Raw genomic sequence first — 923 nt, forward strand, 5'->3', positions numbered from 1 at the left:
GACCAAGGACGCCGTCAAGGCGGCATTGGGAAAGCTGTCCGGGCCGGATGCGACGGCGGACACTGCCCTCGAGGGTCTCAAAACGACGATTGCCGACAGGAAGCTGGCGGAAGAAGGCACGCCGGCGGCGATCGCCGCACTGTCGGACGACACACGCAAGCGGGTCAATCCGTATCTGACGCCGGACAAGCTTGCTGACGTCAAGAAGGTGGAAGATATCCAGAAGCTGGACGTGAAGCAGATAAAGGAGCTGTCGCCGGCCGAATATATGGCGGCAAGGGCAAACCTGACCGACAAGCAGAAGGGCGACCTCGCCAAGGAGCGGACCGATACCGTTGATAAAGACGAAAACTTGGTGTCGTGGACATTCCCGCCGTCCGGGTCCGATGGCTCTGTCAAGGCAGAATACTATACCGGCCTGGTGCTGACCAAGATCACGACACGCGTCAACGGCAAGGATGTGATCGAGTTCACCGACTTTGTCGACGGCAAACCTGAATCCGTGGTGTTCAGGACGGATGATGGTACGTTTATCGCCGAGGGCAGGCGTGATGCCAATGGTGCCTGGACCGACAAATGGATCGACGAAAAGGGCAATCTGCTGCCGGACTCGGTCCGTCCGTTGCTGGCCGGCCTTGCTCCCAGGGCGGAGCCCTCCGAACGGGCGGCGTTGAGCGCGTTCCTCGCTGAGGCGATCCCGGCCGAAGCTGCCTTGGAAGCTGCCTTGGAAGCCGCCGAGCTCGAACTGCGCACGGCGTTCGATGCCTACAAGACGGGGGACGATGCCGGCCTTGACGGGCTCAGGACGGCCCGCGATAAGTTGAAAGAACAGGTCGACAATCGATCGAAGCATTGGAAGAAGCTTGTCGGCATAGCGACAGACAAGGGCGCGTCGGAGGTTGCCGTTTCGGCAATCATGAAGG

The 923-nt window shown here is 60.6% G+C and carries 1 protein-coding gene; it reads left to right on the plus strand.

From position 1 onward, the window contains the following. Window positions 1–923: hypothetical protein (locus M8997_RS22115; RefSeq protein ID WP_252597229.1), on the plus strand; the 923-nt coding region annotated here is incomplete at both ends.

The organism is Phyllobacterium sp. 21LDTY02-6 (assembly GCF_023554255.2).
Lineage (GTDB): Bacteria > Pseudomonadota > Alphaproteobacteria > Rhizobiales > Rhizobiaceae > Phyllobacterium.